Genomic DNA, 16,724 nt, shown 5'->3' with positions numbered 1-16,724 from the left:
GCCGAGCGAAACGCTTCCCCGGAAACGACACCGGAGACAATCCTCGTCGGCAATCGAGGATCGTCTCCGGCCGTTGTCAAGACACCAATCACTCGGTCGGGGCGATTCGATTGACGGCGCCCCGACCTGCTCCGAGACTCAGCGAGAGGACGGCACGCCCTGCTCGCCGAAGAGGACCATCGGGCGGCCCGAGGTGGGCAAGAGGTCCTGAGTGTTGTAAATCACCTGGGCGTCGAGAGCCCGGTCGATCAGATCGACGGTCTCCAGCAGGTGGGCCCTCGTGTAGGAGTCGGCCGAGCCGTTGGTGGCGTCGAGCACCTTCGTCGCCTTCTCCTTTAGCTCGCGGAGCTCCATCTGGGCGAGGTTCGAGATCGGCTTCTGGGCCGCCCCGGTCCCGCCGCTGGGCAGGGTCAGGTCGATCAGGCGGTCGAGATGCTCGCGCTGGAGGTTGCGGCGCAGGCTGGAGACCATCGGCTTGCGGTCGGTGAACGGCCCCTCGCCCGGCTCCTCCAGCTCGGTCCAGATCGCCTCGCCCACGGTCTCGAGCAGCTCGGGCAGGGTCAGGGCGTCCTGGTCGCTCGGGATCCGGAACTCATTGTCATAGACCCGCCGCAACGTGGTCGGGTTCATCAGCATCGTCAGGGCCGACGCCTGAATGCCGATGATCCGGTCGTGGATCGGCCAGGTCGGCTCGTCGTTCAGGGCCGAACGGTAGCCGTCGCCGTCGAGCCACTTGTCGACCGACATCCGCCGGAGCAACTCGGGGGTCAGGCCGAAGGCGTCGTCCTTGAAGGCGTTCTCGATGATGAACGCCAGGGCGGCGCGCTGCTGGGCCACGGGGACGACCTCGATCGGGTCGCGGTCGCCCGGGTCCCCCTTCTTGTCGCGGTTGACGTGCGCCCCGCCGACCCAGCCGGCGAGCATGTTCAGGGACGAGACCTGGAAGCCCAGGGTCATCTCGTAGCCGCGACGGGCCTTGGCCCAGCTGTCGCCGTCGTCGACGAACTTCTCCAGCAGCCGCTCGCGGTGATACCGGGCCAGCCGCATCTGGTTCTCGGCGTAGTCGAGCGGGTCCTTCGAGAAGTCGTAGCGCCGGGCCAACGGGTCGGGCCCGCCGGTGTCCTCGTCGGTCCCGTAGGCCAGCTCCGGCTCAGACACCCGGGAGAGGACCTTCTTCAGGTCCTTCTCGTCGGTCGTATAGCCGTATTCAATGGCCCACATGTCATACGGGCCGATGTCGATCATCGTCCAGTCGCCCTGGACCTCTCCCGATTCCATGTTGATGTTCACGGGATTATAGTCCATCACCGATCCGGTGAACGGCTTCTGGCCCTTCAGGGCGTTGCTGTTGATCTCCTTCAGGGTGTACAGGCCCGACGCCTTGAAGTTGTGCCGCAGGCCGAGCGTGTGGCCGACCTCGTGCGCCACCAGATCCGCCAGCAAGGGGCCGATGAACTCCTCGGGGATGCCGTCGAGCATCTCCTTCGGCTCCGGCTCGTCCTTGGGCTTCTCGCCGTCCTTCTCCTTGTCCTTGTCCCCTTCGGCCGGGGCGGCGTGATTGTGACCGTGGCCGTCGTCGAGCGTCGCCAGGTGCAGCCGGAGGGCGGCCACGTCCCGGGCGCGTCCCGAGGCGGCCAGGCAGAGGCCGTTGACCTGGCTCATCCGGCCGATCAGGCCGTCGAACTCGTTGTCCCCCATCAGGGTCGGGTCGACGTAGCCGGCCGGGTGCCCGCCGAGCGGCTGGGGGCCTCGCATGGCCCGCTGGGCGATCAAGAGGTCGCGGTCGGCCGGCGGGGCCATCCGGATGCGGGGGTCCCACTTCGGGTTGGCGTCGAGCCAGGCCATGGCCTCGGGGCTGAACCCCTCCATGGCCATCTTCGGCAGCTCCTGGTTGAAGTCGCGCCAGAAGGCCCGGATCCAGCCGTCGGTCAGGATGATGTCGGCGTCGAGGATCTGGCCGGTCAGGGGGTTGACCCGGCTCGGGCCGATCGCCGTGCCGACGTCGTTGTTCAGCCACCGGATGAAGTTGTACCGGACGTCCTCCGGGTCCTTCTCCATGTGGGCGCCCGAGGCGGCGTCCTGGTAGTAGACCTCGATCGCGTTGGAGAAGCCGACGTTCTCGAACGCCTTGTTCCAGTAGAGCACACCCTCGCGGACCCATCGGCGGTAGCGGATCGGCGTCGTGTGCTCGATGTAGAAGACGATCGGCTGCTTCGGCGGGCTGACCTTCAGGCTCGGGTCGGCCTTCTCCAGGTGCCAGCGGTTGACGTAGCGGACCCGGTTCTCCCCCTCGGCGAACTTGCCCAGGTCGGAGTAGGCCGTCGTGAAGTAGCCGACGCGCTCGTCGGCCTTCCGGACGCGGTATCCCGTGTTCTCGGGGATGAGGCTGATCGAGTAGTGCAGGGTCCGGAGCTGCCCGTCCTCCATCGGCACCTCGAAGGCCAGCTCGACGTTCTGCTCGAACGCCTTGGCCGTCTTGATCGCCGCCAGCCTCGGGTTGCTGATCCGGACGCTGTTGCCGAAGAACTTCGCCGCCTGGCCGACGAGCAGCTCGTCCAGGTCGATCACCGGGCCGCCCTGCGGGACGATCGTCAAAATCGGGATGTCGAGCAGGACCCGGTCGGTGAAGAGCCGCTGGACCGACGCCTTCGACTCGTTGTCGCCCGTCGATCGCACCTCGACGTTCGGCTGGATCAAAGCCAGGCGCTTGTCGTACGGCTTCCAGTAGACGTACATGTCGCCCGCCTGCAGGCCGGCGAACCGCTCGCCGCTGGCCACGGTCAGGGCGATGTAGTGCTTCTGCCTCATGTACTCGCGGGGCAGCTCGGCCAGCATCTGGCCGTCGCGCTTGCGGACCCAGATGTTGAAGAAGCTCGGCTTGCCGTCGAGCATCGAGACGACCTTCTCGTACCCCTCGATCACCTTGTCGAGCGGCGGGAAGTCGTCGGGCTTGGCCTGGTTGCCGTTCGCCCCTCCCGAGGCCAGCCGGGCCATGATCTCCGGGGGCAGGCCGGTCGGGATCGGGCCGGACGGGAACTCGGAGGGGGACTCCTCCTGCTGGCCGATCGCCTGCGAGGCCAGCCCGCCGCTCAGCAGGGCAAGGCCAAGCATCGGAGCCAGCCAGCGGGACCCGAAACTCGGGAAGCGCATCATCATGGCGTCTCTCTACGGGGGTCAATCAACGTGGAGGAAGGCTCGAAGCGTTCTCGGACGACGGACGAGGACCCGATTCCCGGACCACCTGGGGAGAGGAGGCAAGCGGTCGGTCGGCGATCACCGCGGGAACGAGTTGGGCGGGCGGCTCGTGTCGAGTCTCGTATCTCTCTACGAAGCGGCAAGCGATCCGGATCGGTACCGATTCTCCAGATCATTCATGCCCTTCAATCCTGACGAATTCCCCCGCACGCAACAAGTCCCACGCCGAACGAAATCGGGGAAGATGCGGCCGAGCTGGGCGATTGCGCCGATTGTGACGAGACGGTCGCCCTGCGCGATCCTTCTCCTCGCGCCGCCTCCTGCGGGGCATTGTCCGGGCGCAGGGCCGGCATCTCTTCCTCCGCAGTCCCCCCCGCCCCCCGAGTCCCCGGTCCCTCGCGGTTCGGCCAGTCCCTTTTTCGGGACGCGGCAGGATTTCAAGTGTCTCTTGATGCCGGTTCTGCTAACGAAAGTGAGGCAGGGGGCGGATCAGGGCGCCCGCCGAGTCGGGCAGGCCCCGCCGCCTCCCCTGCCCCTCCATTTTTTTTTGAGGAGCCCCTGCGATGGTTCGAGGCAACGCGGCGATCTCGGCCCTTTTCATCGTCCTGGCGACGGCTTCAGCCGGGCAGGCCGAGACACTCTTCTACGCCATCCTGTCGCACGATCAGGAGACGAGCCAGGGAGACTTCCTGACCGACACCGACGATCCGCGACCGGAATCCTTCGGCAACGCCAGCCTGGTCCTGAACGCGGACATGACCGCCCTGTCCTTCTCCGTCACGGTCTTCAACATCGACTTCACCGGGTCGCAAACCGCCGACACCAACGACGACCTCGTCGCGGCCCATATCCACAGCCCCGCGGGCCCGGGGGTCAACGCCCCCGTCGTCTTCGGGTTCTTCGGCTCCCCCTTCAACGACGACAACCCCAACGATGTCGTCGTCACCCCGTTCGCGAGCGGGGTCGGGGGGGTGATCAGCAGCAAGTGGGACCTCACCGAAGGGCGCAACACCACCCTCGCGGCCCAGATCCCGAACCTCCTGGCGGGCCAGACCTACCTGAACTTCCACACCAGGCAGTTCCCCGCCGGCGAGATCCGGGGCCAGATCCTCATGATCCCCGAGCCCTCCACCCTCGCCCTCTGCGGCATCGGCGCCGTCGCGACCATCGGCCTCGTGCGTCGGAGCAGGCGGAAGATCATGTCGAGGGTCTCATAGCCGACGAAGCTCAGCGGACCGGCCCGCCGAGACGAGCCTCGATGTGACCCGTGAGCGCCGCGGCGGGCCGGGTTTGCTGCGGCACGAGGAGCGGTTACGCAGTGTCCCCCGGCTGGTCCGTCGACTGGTGCCACGGGCGATGCGGGCAACCGGCACACACGGCCTGGAACCCGGCCACGGAGCCGAACCGGGAGCCGGCTGCCCACCTGCGCAACCACTCGGCCGTGTCGGATGGCCCGCCATGCCCGGCCATACTGCACTCCCAGCACAAACCACTCTCGATGACGCGGTCGAACGCCGGGCAGTGCCAGCGGTCGGAGGCGTCCTGCTCAGGCAACTGCGGCGACGTCGCCATGACCGCGAGCCTCCAACGCCGCCGAACGACGGAATACGTCTGGGGAAACCCCCGTCGACCGATCGAGGGCGGCCGGCCCTCGTCGTTCTGGGCGAGGGCCGGCCGGCCGATCACTCGGGCCAATCAGCGCTCGATCGGCTTCAGGATGACGTTGCGGTAGAAGACCTCGGCCCCTTCGGACTGCAAGGCGATCCGGCCGGCGGTCACGCTGGCGCCGGTGCCGTCGTTGACGACCGTGCCGTTGACGATGTTGGTGATCCGGTCGCCGTCGCAGATGACCTCGATCGTGTTCCACTCGCCGTTGGGCTTCTCGGCGTCGGGCGACTTGATGAACCGGCCGCCGGTCTTGGTCTCGCCGTCGACGGTCAGGGTCGTGTTGCCGACCATGAAGAAGTCGCCGCAGTCCCCCTCCTGGATCTGGCACTCGATCGAGGTCGTCCAGATCTTGTCCGGCCCGACGCAGTGCATCAGGATCCCCGAGTCCCGGATCACGTCGGCCCGCGGGGCCCACTTCTTCTCGCCCCACTTGAATTCGAGGACCAGGTGGTAATTCTTGTATGCCTCCCTGGTCGTCAGGCAGGCGAAGCGCTCGCCGGTGACGTCGAGCAGGCCGTCCTCGACCGTGAAGATCCCCTCGGCCTTCGACTCGGGGCTGTAAGGCTCGGTCCGGGGGTCGACGTGGATGGCCCAGTTGTCGAGCGAGTCGTCCTGCAGCAGGACGATCTGCTCGCCGCCCTCGGTCACGTCGATCGCCTCGTCGTCGTCGGCCAGGGCCGGCATGCCGAGGCCGATCGCCAGCAGGGCGCTCGCCGCCAGGCGTCCGGGGAGATTCATCAGGGAGTTCATCGCGTCGTGGTCTCCTGGGGAAGATCGGGCATCGGCCGCATCTGGGGAATCGCTGGGAATCGGGGGGCCGAGGCCGACCGGCATCGTAGCACCCCCCGGGGGGCTCCACAACGATCCCGCCTCCCGGCCGATCGAAGGCCCGCGCCCGGGCCTCGGGCCGGCGATCAGCGGCGCAGGCGTTCCCGGATCCGGCGGGTGATGGCGTCGAGCGTCGATCGGCCGTCCTGCCGGGCGTTGATGGTCACCCGGCCGACGTGCACCTGGGGCTGGTCGATCGAGCCGGTGATCTTCAGGTCGAGCAGGTCCTCGGGCGAGAGCCCGGCGTCGGCGAGCAGGGCCAGCATGTCCGGGCCGATCTTCCCGGCCAGGGGCGAGGTGTCGAGCTGATAATGGATCCGGCCGTCGAAGGCCGACCCGCCGGCCAGGACGATCGGCGTGCCCCCCAGGTTGAGCTGGATCTTCCGGCTCAGGATGCGGCGGTCGTCGATCGAGAACTCGCTCCGGAGCGAGCCGACCTTGCCGTACTGGGTCACCGGCATGATCCGGGCCAGGTCGATCAGCAGCGACGAGCCTTCCAGGCGGATCGGGTCGATCTGGACCATCCCCCGGCCGCTCAGGGAGTCGCGGATCTCCCCGCCGGTGCTCCCCTGCCCCTTCAGTTCGAGGTCGAGGTCGAGCTTGCCGTCGAGTTGCTCCGAGGTCCCGGCCAGGTACGGGACCAGGTACGTCAGCAGCCCCAGGTTCGAGCCGACCTGCACCCCCCGGGCCTCCAGGTGCCCCATGAAGGCCGGGGCCGGCCCGCGCTCGATCTCGGCGGCCAGGGCGAAGGTCCCGCCGTTGAGCGTCCCGCGCAGGTCGTCGATCTCGACGACCGAGGGCCACCAGGTCCCCGAGCATTTCAGGTCGTCGATCGCCACCGTCGTGGCCACCTGGGCGTCGACGTAGACGATCCGCCCCCGGGCGAGCCGGAAGGAAATCGGCCCCCGCGTCTGGGAACCGCCCGCCGGGTCGTCGATGACCGAAAGCTCGGGAGGCTCGGCGTTCTGGAGGAAGAGCCAGGGGGGGAACTGCCCGTCCCGGTCGCGGGCCAGGCGGAGCGAGAGGTCGCCCACGTCGACTCGGCTCGGTTCTCCCCGGCCGACCAGCAAGGCCCCGAGGCTCAGATCCACCCGGACCGAGCCGGCCTCGACCCAGGGGGCGGTCCGCTCGTCGGCCGACTGGCCCGGCTCCAGGATCGCCAGGCCGCTCAGGTGGATCCCGCCGAGCGGGCCGAACCGGACATGCTCCAGCCGGGCCGGGCAGCCGGTGATGCGCTCGACCCGATCCTCGATGGCGCGTCGGGCCCAGTCGGTCGGCACGAACGTCAGCACGGCCGTCCAGAACAGCGGCGGGGCCACCACCAGGGCGATCAGCCAACGTCGGCCGAGGAGCCGGCGTCTCGGACCTCGCATGGCGAGCCTCCGTAGGCCCGAAGGGGACGCGGAGCCTCTCCGCCCGCCAACGAGAGCGGCGCGGGTCGTCGCCCCGGAATGTCGCGGGGACCATACCCCAAGCCGTCGGAGCCGGCAAGCGGAACTTCGAGGGCGGTCGGTTGCATCGGCCCGGCGCCCCGGCTAGCCTCGGCGATGCGACCGATCGGCCCCGGCGGGCGGTGATCGACCCTCGGCCATCGAGCCGGTCACCCCTCACGAGTCGGCCGAGACGTTCCTGATTCCAAGGCTCGGTGCACGTTCCCCGGAGGATTCCCCGATGAATGGCCCGCTCCGCGTACTGGCCGTGCTGATCTTGCTGGCCCCGGCGACGATCGAGGCCGGCGAATTGCCCAGGGTTCCCGGCGTCCCGCTCCAGCCGCTCGCGGCCCAGGCGCGCCGCGTGGCCGACGCCCTGGAGGTGATCGGCCGGCCGCTCGGCCGGGAGGAACGGGCCCGGCTGGAACGGGCGTTCGTCATGGGGGATGAATCGGAAGGCTCCGATGCAATCCAGGAGATCCTCGACCCCTACTGCCTCGTCGGCGTCTCGATCAACCCCGAGAGCCGGGTGAAGGCCCAGCAGGGCCCGGCCGAGCCGAGCTTGACGCAGCAAGGCTGGCGGGCCTTTTTGGTCAAGGTCCACAACGAGGCGGGCGTGACCGCCCCGCTCCGCGTCGTCAGCCCGAACGCGGCGCCGATCTACACCCGGTCGACCGCCTCCCCGTCGCCCGACCAGACGATCCCGCCCGAGTCGATCCCCGACCGCTGGACCGAGATCGCCATGTTCGACGACCGGCCGATGAACCCGACCCTCTCGGGCCTGGCCCTCGAATACCGGATCATCCAGATCTACAGCCGGGACGCCGGCCCCCGCGAGGCGAAGCTGACCTTCGACGTCGGCCAGGGGACCCAGGACCTCGGCTTCCGCTCCGACGTCGATGTCCTGTTCCAGTGTGAGCCGGGCGTGGTCGTCTCGCTCGACATCCGGGACGAGGACGACACGCCGGTGATGGCCTCGCTGTTGATCCGGGATGCGAGAGGACGTGTTTATCCGTCTCCTGGCCGTCGGCTGGCGCCGGACTTCTTCTTCCACCCGCAGATCTACCGGGCCTCGGGCGAGTCGGTCATCCTGCCGCCGGGGACGTTCGACGTCGAGTACACCCGGGGGCCGGAGTATCGGGTCAAGTCGCGCCAGATCAATGTCGAGGAAGGGGCCGGCACGCAGACCGAGTCGTTCCGGCTGGAACGCTGGGCGAACCTGGCCGAGAAGGGCTGGTTCTCGGGCGACCACCACGTCCACGCGGCCGGGTGTGCCCACTATGAAAGCCCGACGGAAGGGGTTGAGCCGGAACATATGATGCGGCATATCCTGGGTGAAGACCTGACGGTCGGCTGCGTCCTGAGCTGGGGCCCCTGCTGGTACTACCAGAAGGAGTTCTTCGAGGGGGACATCCACCCGCTCTCGACCGACGATTATTTGATGCGATACGACGTGGAGGTCTCCGGCTTCCCCTCGTCGCACGCCGGGCACCTCTGCCTGCTCCGATTGACCGAGGACGACTACCCGGGCACGACCCTGATCGAGGAATGGCCGAGCTGGACCCTGCCCGTGTTGCAGTGGGGCAGGGAGCAAGGCGGGGTCGTCGGCTACTCGCATTCGGGCTGGGGCCTGCAGACCGAGTCGATGGAGTTGCCGAATTACGAGATCCCGCCGTTCGACGGGATCGGCGCCAATGAATACATCGTGACCGTGACCCAGGACGCGGTGGACTTCATCTCCAGCGTGGATACGCCGGCCCCGTGGGAGTTGAACATCTGGTACCACACCCTGAACTGCGGCTACCGGGCGGTGATCAGCGGCGAGACCGATTTCCCCTGCATCTACGGCGAGCGGGTCGGCCTGGGCCGGTCGTACGTCAAGATCGACGGCGCGCTGGACTTCGATCGGTGGGTCCGGGGGATCAAGGACGGCCGCTCGTACGTCTCCGACGGCCGGAGCCACCTGGCCGATTTCAAGGTCGAGGACGTGGCCGTGGGCGAAAACGGCAGCGAGCTGAGGATCGACGAGGCGAGGCAGGTCCGCGTCTCCGCCTCGGTGGCCGCCCTCTTGGAACCGGAGCCGACGGAGCGGACCGAGGCGATCCGCAACCGGCCGTTGAGCCAGCAGCCGTACTGGGATGTCGAGCGGACGAGGATCGACGACTCGCGACGGGTGCCGGTGGAGGTGGTCGTCAACGGCGAGCCGGTCGCCCGGCAGGAGATCGAGGCCGACGGCTCGTTCCGGGACCTGACGTTCGACGTGCCGATCGAGCGATCGAGCTGGGTGGCCCTGCGTATCTACCCCAGTTCGCACACGAACCCGATCTTCGTCCTGGTCGACGACGAGCCGGTCCGGGCCTCGAAGCGGTCGGCCGAGTGGTGCCTCAAGAGCGTCGATCAGTGCTGGTCGCAGAAGGTCAAGGGGATCCGGCCCGAGGATCGGGAGGCGGCCGAGGCCGCCTACGAGGCGGCCCGGGAGGCGTACCGCTCGATCCTCGCCGAGAGCGAGGCCGAGTGATTGTGCTGAGTCCGAGTTGTCAAAGAGCAAGGTGATGAAGGAGCGATGATGAAGTCATCGGGTCGTCCGTCGCTGCTGGTCCTGATCGGCCCCGGCCTCCTGGTCGCGGCCACCGGGGTGGGGGCGGGCGACCTGTTGACGGCGAGCTACGCCGGCTCGAAGGCGGGCATGGCGTTGGTGTGGGCGGTGGTGATCGGCTGCGTCTTCAAGTGGGCGTTGACCGAGGGGCTGGCCCGGTGGCAGATGGCCACGGGGACGACCCTGCTCGAAGGCTGGACCTCGCGGCTGGGGGGCTGGATTCGCTGGGTGTTTCTGGCGTACTTGCTGCTCTGGTCGCTCATCACCGGAGGGTCGCTGGGCAAGGCGTGCGGCGTGGCGGGGGACGGCCTGTTTCCGCTGGGTGACCGGGGCACCTCGCAGGCGATCTGGACGGTGGTGCATGCCTTGGGCGGCCTGGTCCTGGTCTGGTTCGGGGGGTTCAGGACGTTCGAGCGGATCATGGCGGTGCTGGTCGCGTCGATGTTCGTGTGCGTGATCCTGGCGGCGGCGCTCCTGGGTCCGGACTTCGAGGCGATCGGTCGGGGCCTGACGCGGCCGACGATCCGATCGGGGGATCTGCCCTACGCGGTCGGCCTGCTGGGCGGGGTGGGCGGGACGGTGACCTTGCTCTCGTACGGGTACTGGATCCGGGAGTCGAACCGATCGGGCCTGGAGGGGGCGAGGCTCTGCCGGATCGACCTGGGGATTGCCTACGCGGCGACGGGGCTGTTCGGGATCGCGATGCTGGTGATCAGCTCCCGGATCGCGGTCGATCGCCAGGGGGCCGAGGTGGCGTTGCTGCTGGCCGATCAGCTCCGGGAGGCGGCCGGGCCGGTGGCGCGTTGGGTCTTCCTGGTCGGGTTCTGGGGGGCGGTCTTCTCGAGCCTGCTGGGGGTCTGGCAGAGTGCCCCTTACCTGTTCGCCGACTTCCGGCAGCTCAGCAAGGGGGACGCCGACGCCATCGTCGACGTGGACCTCGACCGGACGCGGGCCTATCGAGGGTATTTGATCGCCATTGCATTAGTTCCACTGGTGTTGATTAATCTTTCCGTCAGGCATGTGCAACTGGCCCATGCGGTGCTGGGGGCGTTGTTCATGCCGTTGCTGGCGGTGACGCTGTTGATCCTGAACAACCGGGAGGACTGGGTGGGCCGGGGCTTCCGGAACCGTTGGGGGTCGAACCTGCTCTTGATCCTCACGCTGGTGACGTTCGCCGGGATCGGCATTTCCGACCTGGTCGGCCGGCTGACCGGCCTGCTGGGAGGGGGCGGGATCGGCCCGTCGTGATCCGACGTGCTGCCCCGCCCTGCCCTGCTGGTGAACCGATCAGAAGATGCCATGCAGGGGGCCCCCGGGGGCGCCGAGGGAGTCGACCAGGCGCTCGGCGTCGGGGTCGTCCTCCAGGGGCGGGGCGTGGTGGGGCTTGATCCGGGCGTCGATGACGAGCGAGCCGCGGCAGCCCCAGTGCTTCTGGAAGGTGGAGGAGCCGATGCCGTGGATGTCGGCCGCGGGGTTCGAGCGGGTGAAGGTGACCCAGAGGAAGTTCTTGAGCGAGTGCGCGGCGAAGTCGCTGTCATCGACCAGGACGACGAGCGGGAAGGCGTTGAGGGGGTCGCCCGGCTGGAACGACCAGCAGAAGGCGGCCTGGCTCTGGTCCTCGCCGCGGTGGTCGGGGGCATACGGGGGGCCTTGCACGGCCAGCACACCGGGCAGGCAGACGCGGGGGTTGGAGAAGCCGTCGGGGAGGTTCAGATCCAGATCGGTCGGGATCTCGGTGGGCAGGTCGCGGCGCTTGCGGCCGGCGGCGGCGATGACGACCTTCGAGCCCTGGTTGAGGCCGTGGCCGGAGTAGTCGAGGGTGTCCATCGTCGTCTTCGTCTGGAAGTGGAGGTCGGTCTCCCAGTCGACCCGCTCCAGGAGGTGGCGGAGGAAGCGGGGGATGTCGTGCAGGTCGAGCGCCGGGTCGTCCTGCTCGGCGACGATGAGCAGGTACTTCGCCAGCGACATCTGCCCCTGGCCGAGGATCGCATTGGCCTGGGTGAGGATCTCCTGCGGCCGACGCTCCTGGGCATAGGGGACGTAGCGCTCGCTGCCGATGGCGAGCAGGAGGGGGTGGACCCCGGCGGCATCGACCGCGTGCACGGCCTTGACGCCGGGCAAGACGGTGGGGACGAGCGGGCCGGTGAGTTCGTGGATCAACTGGCCGAAGGAGGTGTCTTCCTGCGGCGGACGGCCGACGGAGGTGAACGGCCAGATGGCCCCGGGGCGGTGGTAGACGCGATCGACCTTCATGACGGGGAAGTCGTGCACGAGGGCGTAATAGCCGAGGTGGTCGCCGAAGGGCCCTTCGGGCTTCGTCTCGTGCGGGTCGATGGTGCCGCAGAGGACGAAGTCGGCCTCGGCGGGCATGGGCAAGGGCCAGTCGGGGGCCTGGACCATCCGGACGGCCCGGCCGCCGAGGGCGCCGGCGAAGCTCAGCTCGGGCAGGCCCTCGGGCAGGGGCATGACGGCGGCGACGGTCATGGCGGGGGGGCCGCCGACGAAGACGTTGACGCGGAGCGGCTCGCCGTTTTTGATGGCCGCCGCGTGGTGGACGCCGATGCCGCGGTGGATCTGGTAGTGCAGGCCGATCTCGCGGTCCTTCTCGTACTCGTTGCCGGAGAGCTGGACGCGGTACATGCCGAGGTTCGACTTCGCCAGGCCGGGGGTGTCGGGGTGCTCGGTGTAGACCTGCGGCAGGGTGACGAACGCGCCGCCATCCTTCGGCCAGCTCACGAGCTGGGGGAGGCTGGAGACGGTGGTGCGGTGGCTGAGGATCGGTCCCGATCGGACCCGGCGGGGGAGCAGGTTGAGCCCGGTCTTCGGCACGTCGAGATAGCGCCAGGGGCGCTTGAAGCCGTTCGGGGGGCTGACTTTTAACTCGACGAGGTGGCGGACGGCCTCCAGGGTGTCGCGGAAGATCCAGCGGGTGCGCTCCATCGTGCCGAACAGGTTGCCGACGACGGGGAAGGCACAGCCTTTCACCCGTTTGAACAGGAGGGCCGGGCCCTGGGCCTCGTACACCCGGCGCTGGATGGCGGCGACCTCCAGGCGAGGGTCGACCTCGGCGGCGATCTCGATCAGATCCCCCTTGGACCTCAGGTCGGCGATGCAGTCGGCGAGCGATCGGTAACCCATGCCAGCGTCTCAAGCTCGTTTCCATCGGGGGCCAGGGATGGCGAAGCCGGGCGGGCGACGTTCCCTGGGGATAGCTTAGTGATCTCGGGCGATTTGGCCATGCTCGGGTGGTTTCGGGGGGGCTGATTGGGGGGGCCGGGGGGTGGCGGTTCTGGAGGGTTTGTCGGGTCGCGTACTCCAGGTTCCCGTCTGAATCGGTGGGTCCGCGGTGTTTCGGCGGGTGCCCCGGGTTCCGCGCCGCGGACCCCGGGCGGAGTCACAATGGGCCTGCCGCCCCCCGGCCCGGGGTCCGCGGCGCGGAACCCAGGGCACCCGGATCCCACCAGGTTTGACGGGAATCGGTCCTATGGGAAAACAGCATTCGACAGGGCCGAGGGTCGGCATCGGCATGGGCGGACGGTCTCCGGGTCCCGGGGCGATCGGGAGGGGGATGGGGGAGATCGCGGGATGGGAGCGGGTCATCGGCGGCGGTCGGGGCGAGGAGAGGGGGCGTTGGAGGTCGGGTTCGGGGCGATGGGGGCGGCTGCGGGGGGAGTCGGGCGCGGCTCGGTGCGCCAATCGTCGGCGGAGTCAGCTTGAGGAGACTCGGGGCGGATCTCGTGGAATGGCATGGGGTTCGGGCGATCGGGGTTGTGAGTCGGGGCCGGAGCTTGCGGTTCGTTTCGGGAAGCGGCCGGGGCGTCGGGCGCGGCGGGAGGATGGGGGGAGCGGGACGGCTCGGGCTCGGGCTCGGGCTCAGGTTTGAAATCAGGATTCACAGCGGGAGGGGACGCGGGGGAGTGCGGGGCGACGTCGACGTTGGGGAAGCCGGCGCCGGTCGGCCCGGTGGGGGGTACGCGGCGGCGGCCGGATTCGGGGTGGGCCTGGTGCCACTGGCGGTCCTGGTCCTTGCTCCGCTCGACCCGGAGCCGCATGACCTGGTTGATGCCGCGGATCATCTCCGAGTACGCCTCGCGGCGGTAACGCTGGCGGAGCTGGCCCTCCTTGCTCGTGTCAATCTGGGCGCCCTGGGCGACGGAGAGGGCTTCGGCCCGGTCGTGGTCGTGCCAGAGCCGGTCGCGGAGGGCTTCGAGGCGGTCGAGCTCCTCGGCGATGATCGACCGCAGCGCGATCCGGCCGGAGACGATATTCTGGGGGAACTGGGGAGATTGGGGGACGGGGTAGCCGGAGCAGAGGCGGGCGAGGTACCAGAGACGCTGGATGAGGGGGGAGGCGTCGGGGCCGGGAGATCGGGGGGCGAGGCCGAACAGGTGCATGGCGCGGGGGAACTGGTCGTGCTCCCAGGGGATCCCCTGTTCGAGGAGGGCGTCGAGTTTGAGCCACTGGCGGATGAGCCACTCGCAGCCGAAGGAATCGGCTTCCAGGTCGGCCAGGGTGTTGCTGGGGTCGGCGGCCAGCCCCTGAGCGACCTTGCGGGCGGCCCGCTGCCGTCGTTTCTCCCAGGCGGCGATGGCGCGGCGGCCGGCGTCGAGCAGGGTGGCGTCCTCGACCTTGCGGCAGCGTTCGAACCGGGCATAGGCGACGGCCGAGGCGCGGATGATGGCCTCTTCGGCCTCGGTGTCGGACCCGAGCTGGGCGGCCCAGCGGTCGGCGAAGCCTTGCATGAGTGCGGCCTCGGCGGCGCCGTCGGGCAGGGCGGCGGTCAGTCCGTGCTTCTTCGCATTGAGCCGGCTGCGACGCCGGCCGGCCTCGGTCCGGGGGCCGGATTGCGGGGCGGGATCGGGACGGGGATGTTCGCCGGGGATCGGTGCGTGACTCATGGCGGCCTCTCTCGTGGGGTGGTGCGATGCGATCGATCGGGGATCCGAGCCCCCGGGCCCTCGGCTGCTCTGGGGGCGTGCCGCTGGGCGCAACACGGCCCCGGAGGAGGAAGACCCGATACCGATACCATCGGGAAAAACGGGAGGCTTAGTCATCGCATTGGGGAAAATGGATGCTAAGGGCAGTCTATCTCCTCGTCGTTTGACGTACTCTGTTTTGTGCTTGCATCACCGCAAGGAGCACGAAATAATGCCCTCGATTGCCTGGGACACGACGAATGATCCGTCGTGTTATTCCCACGATGTTTTGTTTGCGTTTGAGAGAGAACACAAGGCATTGTTTGCCGATTTGTGATGAGTCGGCGAAGGAGAGGTAAGCGTAGCCAATGTGTTGGGAATTAGCGGCGAACATGGCTACGGCCTTAGGAGCCCCAGCGATTATTGTCGCCGGCATTTTTGCGCTGTGCACATACAGGAACGCGAATCGAACGCGGCGAGCAGAATGGCTCTCCTCATTGCACGAGCAGTTCTTCGAGAACAACCGGTACAACAAAGTCCGGGTTGTGCTGGACTATCAGCCTGACCCAGCTTACTCCGAATTGATAAGAGATATTCAGTCGGAACAGCCATCTGAGATGACAGATGAATTGTATCGTTATCTAAATTTCTTTGAGATGCTTGCTAGTCTCAAAGAACTCAAGCAGCTATCCAACAAGGAAATCGTCGCCCTCTTCGAATACGATCTTCGAACAATTTATAATAATCATCACATTATGAGCATTTTGAGGTCTCAAAGCTTCGAAAGTCTCTGTCGTCTTCTTTCCGAGTTGAAAGATCGCAAATAAGTCGTTGAGTAGGGATCATGGTCGGGCGGCGTGACGGGTGGTCTGGTTGCGCACTAATCAATAATATTATGTGTTCGCGGCCTTAATCATCCTGGCAGGCACCGCGAGTCAAGGTTCCTCGGCGGGAGGTCTGCGGAGTTGGGTCGTCAGGCGATATCGTTGCAAATCCAGGGAGGCTCGGCGTGACGTATCGGGTGCTGGGGCCGGAGGATGTGGGGGAGATGGGGGCGATGCTCTCGGTGTTCGGGAGGGCGTTCGGCGATCCGGAGGGTTATGACGGGGCGAGGCCGAGTGAGGGGTATTTGAGGGGGTTGCTGGGGAGTCGGGAGTTCATCGCGATTGCCGCCGTGCTGGAGGGGGTGGTGGTGGGGGGCCTGGCGGCGTATGAGCTGCGGAAGTTCGAGCGGGAGCGGAGCGAGATCTATCTGTATGACCTCGCGGTGGACGAGCCGTACCGGCGGAGGGGGATCGCGACGGGCTTGATCGACCGCCTGAGGGGCATCGCGGTCGAGCGGGGGGCGTGGGTGGTCTTCGTGCAGGCGGATCGGGGGGATGAGCCGGCGATCGCGCTGTACTCGAAGCTGGGTAGGCGGGAGGACGTGCTGCACTTCGATATTACTCCACGACGCGAGGGGATGCCCGGGGGGACGGGGTCGGGTGGAGGGTGATCGACGGTGCTTCCTGGTGGCGGGAGGGGCCCCGGGATCTCCGGGGACGGGCCATGCGAATGAAGGGGATCGTGCTGTTGGGGCTTTGTGTCTCCATCGGGTGTCGTTTCGAGCCGCCGGAGGTGGTGACCGACCTTTCGCGGTACGGGGCGCTGAGGGACGGGTGGTCGAGCCTTGCGGGACACTTTCCCGAGGAGGTGCCCGGTTCGGCGATCTCGGCTGATGTCTCGTCGTTCCCGGGCTTCCTGCAGGGGGGCGGCTGGCTGCAACTGCGACTGACGCTGCCGGCTCGGGAGGTGGCTGCGATCGAGGAGCAGTGTGCCCGTCGGGCGATCGGGAGGTTCGAGGGTGGGGGGGGGACGAGTCGCCACCGGGATGAACCGGATGGCCTGCCGACGACCGTTTTCCGGACCGGACCCGGGGAGTCGGGCGGGTTTCCGTCGTCGTTCACCTTGTATGTCCTGGAGGCCGAAGATCGAGGCTCGCCCGGTCACGCGTGGAACCACGGTTCGAGTGCGGGCCTGGCGATCAGCGAGGAGACGGACGAGGTCGTTTACTGGGCGGAACGCTGGTAAGATCAGGTATCGGGCGCGGCA

Annotated in this window: 10 protein-coding genes; 5 read left to right on the top strand and 5 right to left on the bottom strand. The window is 67.9% G+C overall.

The genetic code is table 11. The features are described from left to right. Positions 1-138 precede the first annotated feature (138 nt). The gene (locus AB1L88_RS21545) at positions 139-3,156 is read right to left on the bottom strand and encodes a zinc-dependent metalloprotease (protein WP_367098763.1); all 3,018 of its coding nucleotides are present in this window, start codon (positions 3,154-3,156) and stop codon (positions 139-141) included. Between the two features lie 602 nt (positions 3,157-3,758). On the opposite strand from AB1L88_RS21545, the gene AB1L88_RS21540 reads away from it, so the two are divergent. After that, positions 3,759-4,412, top strand: a complete 654-nt coding sequence (locus AB1L88_RS21540; RefSeq protein WP_367098762.1) for a CHRD domain-containing protein — start codon at positions 3,759-3,761, stop codon at positions 4,410-4,412. Between the two features lie 478 nt (positions 4,413-4,890). On the opposite strand, the gene AB1L88_RS21535 is transcribed toward AB1L88_RS21540, so the two are convergent. Both AB1L88_RS21535 and AB1L88_RS21530 read right to left on the bottom strand, forming a co-directional pair. Further along, positions 4,891-5,613, bottom strand: a complete 723-nt coding sequence (locus AB1L88_RS21535) for a DUF1080 domain-containing protein (RefSeq protein ID WP_367098761.1) — start codon at positions 5,611-5,613, stop codon at positions 4,891-4,893. Positions 5,614-5,777: 164 nt separating this feature from the next. Then, complete coding sequence (locus AB1L88_RS21530) at positions 5,778-7,064, bottom strand: AsmA-like C-terminal region-containing protein (protein WP_367098760.1); 1,287 nt, start codon at positions 7,062-7,064, stop codon at positions 5,778-5,780. Between the two features lie 298 nt (positions 7,065-7,362). Here AB1L88_RS21530 and AB1L88_RS21525 point away from each other — a divergent pair, with 298 nt between their 5' ends. Further along, positions 7,363-9,639, top strand: a complete 2,277-nt coding sequence (locus AB1L88_RS21525) for a CehA/McbA family metallohydrolase (protein ID WP_367098759.1) — start codon at positions 7,363-7,365, stop codon at positions 9,637-9,639. A gap of 45 nt (positions 9,640-9,684) precedes the next feature. Beyond that, positions 9,685-10,965 carry an Nramp family divalent metal transporter gene (locus AB1L88_RS21520; RefSeq protein ID WP_367098758.1) on the top strand — a complete coding sequence of 427 codons (1,281 nt, stop codon included), beginning with the start codon at positions 9,685-9,687 and terminating at the stop codon, positions 10,963-10,965. Positions 10,966-11,004: 39 nt separating this feature from the next. On the opposite strand, the gene AB1L88_RS21515 is transcribed toward AB1L88_RS21520, so the two are convergent. Further along, entirely contained in the window at positions 11,005-12,855 is a 1,851-nt protein-coding gene (locus AB1L88_RS21515) for a UbiD family decarboxylase (protein ID WP_367098757.1), read from the bottom strand. Between the two features lie 458 nt (positions 12,856-13,313). Then, a complete protein-coding gene (locus AB1L88_RS21510; protein ID WP_367098756.1) occupies positions 13,314-14,615 on the bottom strand; it encodes a hypothetical protein in 1,302 nt (433 codons plus the stop codon). A gap of 1,027 nt (positions 14,616-15,642) precedes the next feature. On the opposite strand from AB1L88_RS21510, the gene AB1L88_RS21505 reads away from it, so the two are divergent. Both AB1L88_RS21505 and AB1L88_RS21500 read left to right on the top strand, forming a co-directional pair. Next, the gene (locus AB1L88_RS21505) at positions 15,643-16,128 is read left to right on the top strand and encodes an AAC(3)-I family aminoglycoside N-acetyltransferase (protein WP_367098755.1); all 486 of its coding nucleotides are present in this window, start codon (positions 15,643-15,645) and stop codon (positions 16,126-16,128) included. 122 nt (positions 16,129-16,250) lie between these two features. Next, entirely contained in the window at positions 16,251-16,703 is a 453-nt protein-coding gene (locus AB1L88_RS21500) for a hypothetical protein (RefSeq protein ID WP_367098754.1), read from the top strand. The last annotated feature ends 21 nt before the right edge of the window (positions 16,704-16,724 follow it).

The organism is Tautonia sp. JC769, assembly GCF_040717455.1.
Lineage (GTDB): Bacteria > Planctomycetota > Planctomycetia > Isosphaerales > Isosphaeraceae > Tautonia.
This window is presented reverse-complemented; position numbering and strand designations above follow the sequence as displayed.

Excerpts from the sequence above, each read along its gene's own strand:
- AB1L88_RS21545 (WP_367098763.1), bottom strand. The coding sequence starts at position 3,156 with ATGATGATGCGCTTCCCGAGTTTCGGGTCCCGCTGGCTGGCTCCGATG.
- AB1L88_RS21540 (WP_367098762.1), top strand. The coding sequence starts at position 3,759 with ATGGTTCGAGGCAACGCGGCGATCTCGGCCCTTTTCATCGTCCTGGCG.
- AB1L88_RS21535 (WP_367098761.1), bottom strand. The coding sequence starts at position 5,613 with ATGAACTCCCTGATGAATCTCCCCGGACGCCTGGCGGCGAGCGCCCTG.
- AB1L88_RS21530 (WP_367098760.1), bottom strand. The coding sequence starts at position 7,064 with ATGCGAGGTCCGAGACGCCGGCTCCTCGGCCGACGTTGGCTGATCGCC.
- AB1L88_RS21525 (WP_367098759.1), top strand. The coding sequence starts at position 7,363 with ATGAATGGCCCGCTCCGCGTACTGGCCGTGCTGATCTTGCTGGCCCCG.
- AB1L88_RS21520 (WP_367098758.1), top strand. The coding sequence starts at position 9,685 with ATGATGAAGTCATCGGGTCGTCCGTCGCTGCTGGTCCTGATCGGCCCC.
- AB1L88_RS21515 (WP_367098757.1), bottom strand. The coding sequence starts at position 12,855 with ATGGGTTACCGATCGCTCGCCGACTGCATCGCCGACCTGAGGTCCAAG.
- AB1L88_RS21510 (WP_367098756.1), bottom strand. The coding sequence starts at position 14,615 with ATGAGTCACGCACCGATCCCCGGCGAACATCCCCGTCCCGATCCCGCC.